Annotated in this window: 7 protein-coding genes; 3 read left to right on the top strand and 4 right to left on the bottom strand. The window is 36.2% G+C overall.

What is annotated here, in order from left to right; genetic code table 11:
• Positions 1-114 precede the first annotated feature (114 nt).
• The 3 genes from Q0543_RS03110 to Q0543_RS03100 all read left to right on the top strand — a co-directional run bounded on the left by Q0543_RS03110 (position 115) and on the right by Q0543_RS03100 (position 2,745).
• Positions 115-666: a hypothetical protein gene (locus tag Q0543_RS03110; RefSeq protein WP_299248971.1), complete on the top strand. Its 552-nt coding sequence runs from the start codon at positions 115-117 to the stop codon at positions 664-666.
• Between the two features lie 12 nt (positions 667-678).
• The gene (locus Q0543_RS03105; protein ID WP_299248968.1) at positions 679-1,269 is read left to right on the top strand and encodes a penicillin-binding protein activator LpoB; all 591 of its coding nucleotides are present in this window, start codon (positions 679-681) and stop codon (positions 1,267-1,269) included.
• 69 nt (positions 1,270-1,338) lie between these two features.
• Complete coding sequence (locus Q0543_RS03100) at positions 1,339-2,745, top strand: hypothetical protein (RefSeq protein ID WP_299248965.1); 1,407 nt, start codon at positions 1,339-1,341, stop codon at positions 2,743-2,745.
• 66 nt (positions 2,746-2,811) lie between these two features.
• Here the strand turns inward: Q0543_RS03100 and Q0543_RS03095 are convergent, their stop codons facing one another.
• The 4 genes from Q0543_RS03095 to Q0543_RS03080 form a co-directional block, all read right to left on the bottom strand.
• Complete coding sequence (locus Q0543_RS03095; RefSeq protein WP_299248962.1) at positions 2,812-3,162, bottom strand: helix-turn-helix domain-containing protein; 351 nt, start codon at positions 3,160-3,162, stop codon at positions 2,812-2,814.
• A 3-nt stretch (positions 3,163-3,165) separates the two neighbouring features.
• Positions 3,166-4,191 (bottom strand): LLM class flavin-dependent oxidoreductase, encoded by a 1,026-nt coding sequence (locus Q0543_RS03090; protein ID WP_299248959.1) that lies wholly within the window; start codon positions 4,189-4,191, stop codon positions 3,166-3,168.
• Positions 4,192-4,753: 562 nt separating this feature from the next.
• Complete coding sequence (locus Q0543_RS03085) at positions 4,754-6,103, bottom strand: TolC family protein (protein WP_299248956.1); 1,350 nt, start codon at positions 6,101-6,103, stop codon at positions 4,754-4,756.
• A 10-nt stretch (positions 6,104-6,113) separates the two neighbouring features.
• Positions 6,114-7,880: an efflux RND transporter permease subunit gene (locus Q0543_RS03080; RefSeq protein ID WP_299248953.1), complete on the bottom strand. Its 1,767-nt coding sequence runs from the start codon at positions 7,878-7,880 to the stop codon at positions 6,114-6,116.
• Positions 7,881-7,976 lie beyond the last annotated feature (96 nt).

The raw sequence follows: 7,976 nt of genomic DNA, 5'->3' as shown, positions 1-7,976 counted from the left end.
TTGTCTAAATTATTCGCCTAAACCAGTTGCTCCCCAGAAAATGGATGTGACCCTAAATATATAAATAGAGAATTGGCACAAATCTTGAAGTATATGTATTAAATATAAAAAGCCATGAAAAATATAGCCTTACCCATTCTAGCATTCTTGGTAACTGTAGTTTTTTCTTACGGACAAATTCCAGACCAAAATCCTAATTATCAGACTAGTTTAGATATATACACTAAAAAACTTCTCGATTCTGGTAATACCACCATGTCAACAACTGTGCAAGACACATACAAAGCAATTGATGAATGGCAGGATAAAAAGGACCGTAAAATAGAAAATGACAGGTTGTCTAGACAATATAGACAAGAAAGACGTTTGGCAAGAATAAACAGACCAAACTATTATTCTAATCGGTATGCTTATGCCCCCAATGTTTATGGAAATTTTCCAAATAGGAATTACAACCAAGGCTTTGGATACGGTAATGGTTACGGTAATAATTTTGGTTACGGTTATGGTCAATATAATGGATATGGTTACGGGAATACTTACGGTTACGGTAATAGAAATGGATATGGTTCGAACGCTGCTTATTGCTTACCTTACTCATATCCTGGAAATTTCAGATTAGGTGCATCCGTGAGACTTGGTAGAAATGTTTGGCTTGGATTTTAAAACAATAAAGAAATGATTAAAAATATATTTTGGATATCGATAACAGCTGTTACATTAGTTACCTCTAGTTGTGCAACCAGAAAGGTAGCAAGGGTAGACCCTAACCAACAGATTGATTTAAGTGGAAGATGGAATGATGTAGATTCTAAATTAACTGCAGACGCCATGACTCAACAAGCACTAGGAGAGATTTGGTTAGAAAACTTTATGAGGAAAAATAATGGTGAGCAACCCGTTGTTATTGTTGGGATGGTTACGAATAAAAGCCACGAACACATAGAGGCAGAAACTTTTATAAAAGATTTAGAGAAATCATTTATAAAATCTCAACGTGTAAGACTCGTTCAGGCTGGTGATAAAAGAGAAGAAATAAGAAAAGAACGTGCAGATCAGCAAACAAATTCTTCTGTCTCTACGATGAAAAAGTTTGGTTTAGAGATTGGTGCAGACTTTATTTTGCAAGGTTCAATTAATTCTATAGTAGATGCTTACAAAAAAGATAAAGTTGTTTATTATCAAATTGATCTAGAATTGACAAACTTACAGACAAACGAAGTGGTTTGGATTGGAGATAAAAAGATAAAGAAATTAGTTAAAAACTAAATTGAATCCTTCATTTTAATAAGGCTGCTCTCTTTTAATTAAAGAGCAGCCTTATTTGTTATAAACCTTATGACACAATTTAACTTTAGAAAGAAATTGCCAAGCATGAGCCTCGCTTTTGTGTTTCTTTCTTTGCTATTTTTTCAATGCCAGACATACTACCAAAGAAATATAGATTACAACAGTCAACTTCAGTCTCACGATTATTCAGGAGCAGATAAATCATTAGAAAAATTCAAGTTATTGCATAAACAACGTAATGCTTTATTATTAGTTTTAGAAAAAGGGAAAGTTGCCCATCTTCAAAAAAAATACGCAGAAAGTAATGTGTATTTTAACAAAGCGGATCTTTTGATAGAAGATTACAATAAAGTGTTAAAAGATTATTTGGTATCAACAACCATAAATTCTCAGCTAAGCTTTTACAAGCCAGAAGAGTTTGAAAAAGTATTGATTCATTATTACAAAGCACTAAATTATATTTATTTAGGCAATTATGAAGATGCTTTGGTAGAAGCAAAAAGAATAAATCTACAACTACAACAGCTTGACGATAAATATAAGCAAGACAAGAATAGATACACCAAAGACGCTTTTGCACATATTTTGATGGGATTAATTTATGAGGCCACATCAGACATTGGAAACGCTTTTATAGCGTATAGAAATGCTCTTGAAATTTATCAGGCACATGGTGATGTGTATATGAATGTACCTTTACCCAATCAGCTAAAAAAAGACGTTATACGCTGTGCTTCCTTAAATGGATTTACAGACATCCAAAATAAATATGAGAAAGAATTTGGTATGACGTTTAATAAAGAGGATGTACCTAATAAAGAATTGATTTTGTTTTGGGAGAATGGACTGTCGCCAGTTAAAGAAGAATGGAGTGTTAATTTTACTGTATTGCCTGGCCAAACCGGATTTGTAACTATTGTCAATGCCGATCTGGGTATAAGTATTCCTATTCAATTAAGTAATTCAAACACTGTTTCTGCATCTGATTTTAAAATGATTCGACTCGCCTTTCCTAAATATACAGACAGGCAATCTTTATATAAGGATATAACGGTGCATGTTGGAAGTAAAGACTATAAGCCAGAACTGATAGAGGATGTAAATACAATTGCAAGACAAACGTTAAAAGACAGATTTGCTAGTGAGATTGCTTCTGCTCTTTCTCGATTAATTGTAAAGCAAGCTGCAGAAATAGCTTTACAGAAGCAAAATAAAGATCTAGGCGCAGTGTTAAGTGTTGTAAATAGCGTTACAGAAAAAGCAGATACAAGACAATGGCAATCATTACCTGATCAAATTTCTTATGCAAGGATTCCGATTGAAAACGAAACCCAACTATCTGCTACTATCATTTCTATTAGCGGACAAACGAAGAAAGAAGAATTTAATTTACCTAAAAATAACAGCGCACTCTCTTTTATGAATATCTATAACCTGGAATCTAGATTGCGCTAGATTTTATTTATGTTAAAAATTTGCACACTAACGTTCCCTCTAACGTAGATGTAAAATGTAATTCAATTATTCTGAATGGAAAATTTTATTTTTATGCTTGGCGCCCCAATCTTTTAACGCATGAATAATTGGTGTTAAGGTATCGGCATATTGTTCTAATGTATAAGAAATTTTCACAGGATAATCGTCGATTACTTGTCTGGATATTAATTTGTGTTGTTCCAAGTCTTTCAATTCTTTTGCCAAAACCTTTGGTGTAATGCCCGGAATACTTTTTTGAATATCGGTAAAACGCTCGTTTCCCCCTCCAATAGAAATGATAATAGACAATTTCCATTTTCCATTAATCACATCCAAGGTATCCTGAACAGATTTAATGGTCGTTAGACAATCTTGATATTTTTTTTTATTTGACATGTTTTACTTCATTTCTACCTGTAAATTCACATTGATTTCCTGCATCACTTCTGCAAATAATTTAACAGATTTTATACGCGCTTCGGCAGAATACATCGTAGATACTGCAATAACTTCATCTACATTCGTATCTTTCAAAAAGCGGATCATTTGTTTTTTTACATTTTCTTTATCTCCCACAAATGAAAATTTTAGCATTTGCTGCAAACGAGGATGATTTAATATTTCACGCCATTCATCCGTCATTTCCACTGGAGCTAGCACACCTTGCATATTTCCCGTCAACATTCCATAAAACATTCTAATCAAAGAAGTAAATATTTTCTCTGCTTCTTCATTGGTATCCGCCATTATTACATTTATACCAGCAATGGTATAGGGTGCACTCAAAAATTCGGAAGGCTGAAATTCCTGCTCGTAAATATGAAGTGCATCGAACAAATGCGTAGTGGCGAATTGGCTGGCAAATGCATAGGGCAAACCTTTTCTGGCAGCTAAATGAGCGCTATCGGTACTTGACCCTAAGATGTATAGTGGCACATCCATCCCTTCTGCCAGACCAACTCTCACGTTCGAAGATTTGTTAGCAAGTGAAAAGTAATTCTGTATTTTCTGAATTTCAGAAGGAAAAGAATGTGCTGCCTGCATGAAGTCTGATCGGATGGCTTGTGACGTTACACCGTCAGTGCCCGTAGCTCTTCCCAAGCCTAAATCGATGCGGTTTGGGTACAGCTGTGCTAAGGTTCCAAACTGTTCTGCAACAATAAAGGGGGAATGATTGGGCAACATTACACCGCCAGCGCCTACTCTGATTTTGTTCGTATTTTCTGCCACATAACCAATCAAAATGGCTATAGCTGCACTTGCCGCCTTTTCTGAATTATGATGCTCGGCAAACCAATATCTTTCGTAACCGTTTTCTTCAGCCACCTTAGCACTCTCTAGTACATTATTCAACGTTTCTTTGATGGTGTTGCCTTGCGATACGGTAGCTAATTCCAGTATAGAGTATTTTATATTGTTTTTCATGGTGTGAATTTTTATTGAGAAACATTCATTTAAATAAGATAGCTGTTAGAACAGTTAACAGCTAAATATCTTGACACAATATTAATCAAAAGTTAGTTACCAAATGATAGTGCTTTCCTAAAAGAAAGTGACTTAGTGCTGATTTTGAGATAGGTTAGATTGTTAGGCGGAATTATTATTCCTTCAAAAAGTAGTAGTAATACGTGTTTCGGGTTATAACTGTTCCCCAAAAAGTATGTTCTAAGCAGTCCGTCTCTTATTATTTTATTGTCTATTAAACAGTACTGGTCGTCTAAATAAAGTTACTGGTGTTGGGTGTAGTAGGGAGGGTTACTAGCACTCGAGTTCATTTAAGCAGGTCTGTCGCTATTATTCCAAACAGATATTATCCACTAGACTTCTGTCTGAAGATTGGTGAGAGGTTATCGTATTTTCAGTTTCAGCTGGGGAGATAAAAAAAATATTTTTTTGCCCGCAAAGAGGCAAGTCCTTTTGCAAGTTGTAGACACTGGAATGAATTGTGCCACTTACAAATGTGCTTGCCTCTGTGTATAGGCTGTTTCTATTTTTGCCCCGTTACCTGCAGATACGTTGCAACCGCTAACTTGTATTGTGTTTTCGCTTCGGTCAGTTTATCTGCTGTTTCAGAAACGAGTGCCTGCGCTTCCAACAAGTCGGATAAGGTAACAATGCCACTGTCATAACCTGTCTGGCTTACTTTCAGATTTTCTTCGGTTTGGACGGCCGTTTCATTCATAATGACTATTTGCTTCCACGCTTCATTTACATCTGTCCAAACTTTTTCCATTTGTAGGTTCAATAAATCTTTCGTTTCTTCAAAAGTATTTTCTGCAATTTGTTGTTTTATTTTCTGCTCTTTAATGGCATAGCTTCCTCCCCACCAATCAGATATTGGAATTGAAAGAGAAACATAAGCTAATCCATTGGTGTTATTCGTAGCCCCTTTTTCTAACATATTAACATGATAGCCTGCCAGCCCTACGGCAAGAGTTGGCATATAGTCGCCTGTTTTCATTTTGATTTGTAGTTGTGCAGCTTCTACCGATTTTTCCAATAACTGGTATTCTGTTCTGCCACTTAAAGCAGTTTGGTTATCCGTATAATATTGACTGGGATTTTGTGTTACGTCAATCACATCCAACAATACGAATGTAGCATCAAAGGGAATACCAATAGTTTGACAAAACTGCATTGTTGCTAATTTTTTTCCGTTCAGTAATTTATTTTTGTTGGCTTCCAATTCGCTTTGTTTGATTTGAACTTTTAGTACATCGTTTTTTATAATCACCCCTGCCGTGAAAGCATCATCAACCTGTTTGCGAACTTCATTTAATAACAGTTCGTACTTTTCTATCGTCTTTTCTTTTTCTTGTAAAGAAATTAACTGCCAATATTGTTGCTCGGTTTTGAGCAATATTTCATTTTCTGTCAGTTGTCGCTGATTCTCTTTTACATCAACATTAAGGGCTGCCAGTTTATTTCCTGTACTTATTTTACTACCAGCATAAATGGGCTGTGTTATATTTAAAACTCCTATTGCGCTGCGCTGCATCATACTCAATTCAACCCCAGGAAAATAGGCAAACTGCGTAGCTGTAGCCAGGTTAGCAGGGTTGCCGTCATACACAGGTAAGTTTCCGCCTTCCATTTTGTATTTAATCAATGGATTTATTGCCTGCATGCCAAACACATTGGCATTCACTTTTGGATAATAATTGGTGTAGGCGTTTTTCTTTATCTGCTGAGCTACTTCGACTTCCAAAGCACTATTTTTTATGGCCATGTTATTTTTCAATGCCAATTCCTTGCATTGTTCCAGCGTTAATGTTGTTTGGCTGTATGCTGTTGCTGATGTAATCAGGGCAACAACAAGTATCGTTAATTTTTTCATCTCTTAATGTTTAAGCGTAGTTCTTTTTAAACAATTGATTGTACAGTACAGGTATCATATACAGGGTTAGTATCATTGATACCAATAACCCAAAACAAACCACCGCTCCAAGCGGCCCCCAAAGGGTAGACCCACTTATTATCATAGGTACAACACCAACGGCTGCGGCAAATGATGTAAGGAAAATTGGCCGCATTCTACGTTTGCCTGCAGCTATAGCTGCTTCTGTAAGCGACATCCCATTTTTAGTTCGTAATTCTTCTGCATAATCAATCAGGATAATGCCATTGCGGACAACAATACCCATAAGACTCATAATACCTAAGAAAGATGTTAAACCGAATGGATAACCTGTAATGATTAAACCTAATGCCGCGCCTAAAAAACTTAAGGGCATAGTCATCATTACAAGAAAAACTAATTTGGTTTTTTTGAATTGAAATAACAGAATAAAGAAAATCAACATAATACCTGCAAATAGGGCTTTGCCTAATGGAATATAGTTTTCCAATTCGCTTTCTTCTTCACCACCATACGTGAGGGTAATTTCTTCTGACGTTGGTATTTTTTTGATTTCAGTTTTCAAGTCGGATAAAACTTTGTAAGGCAATACACCACGCTTCACATCGGCTCGAACAGTAATGGTTCTTGTTCCGTTTCTGCGAACAATCTGTCCTTCGCTCCAATCATTGCTTATGCTTGTTGCTATTTGTCTTACAGGAACACTTGCACCTGTTAATGGAGATGTTACATTTTGATTGGCGATATCGGAAAAACTGTTTTTTTGTCCGGACTCGTTCATCAATTTAATGTTTACAGGATAATCGCCTTCCCATATAGTACCAATAGGCATTCCTGAAAAACCGGTTGCTAATGAAGCCGCTACTATGCCTTTTGTTAATCCCAATCGGTTGGCTGTTTCATCATTTATCTGAACGCTTATTCCTTGCCTTGGATTGAGGTAGTCTGTTCTTGCCCAGATTACATTTTCATTTTTATCCATTATCGTTTTTACTTCCATTGCCAATGCTTTGATAGAATCTTTATTGTCACCGCTAATCCGCAATTCAATAGGTGCTGTGGTACTCAATAAGTCTAATTGTTTCATTCGCACATACGCATTCGGAAAATGATTTCTATATTTTATTTCGTATTCGTTCAATATAGAAAGTGCATCATCTTCCGTTTGGGTATTAACAACCAACTGAGCATAATTTTTTGAAGGAAAATTAGGGGCGTAAGTGGTGTGAAAACGGGGCGAACTTGTGCCTACAAAAGCCGCTACATTTAACACGCGTTTATCTTTCATCAACATTTGCTCTAGGCTGTCAGACACGAAACTCGTTTGTTCCAAGGTGCTGCCTTCTGGTAAATATATTTCTACTGCAAACTGGTTTCGGTCAACTTTTGGAAACAGCTGACGTGGTACAAATGCAAGAATACCGATACCTATTATCACCGAAACAATACCGCTAAGAATCGTTATTTTAGGGGCACGAAATGCCCATTCTAATGTGCTATCGTATGCTGTTTGCACCCAATCCAATAATGATTTTCTTTTTTGTTTGCCATCGTCTTTTATAATTCCTTTTTTGATAAATACATAGCTCATATAAGGAACGAGCAAACAAGCGATCAGCAAGGAGGTGATTAAAGCAACGCCAATAGTTATAGGCAATGAACCCACAAAATCGCCCACCATTCCATCAAGGAAAAACATCATTGGGATATAGGTTGCTATGATAGCCATTGTAGCAGAAAATACAGGAACAAACAATTCTTTAGCACTTTTCCAAGCTGCGTCCCAAGGAGTAAGTCCGGGTCAGGTAAAAAAGCTGGGGAGTAACTGATAAAATATTAACTTTACAGGTAT

The organism is uncultured Cytophaga sp. (genome assembly GCF_937863595.1).
Taxonomy (GTDB): domain Bacteria; phylum Bacteroidota; class Bacteroidia; order Cytophagales; family Cytophagaceae; genus Cytophaga.
The sequence above is the reverse complement of the archived record's forward strand: the minus strand, read 5'-3'. Positions and strand labels throughout refer to the sequence as shown.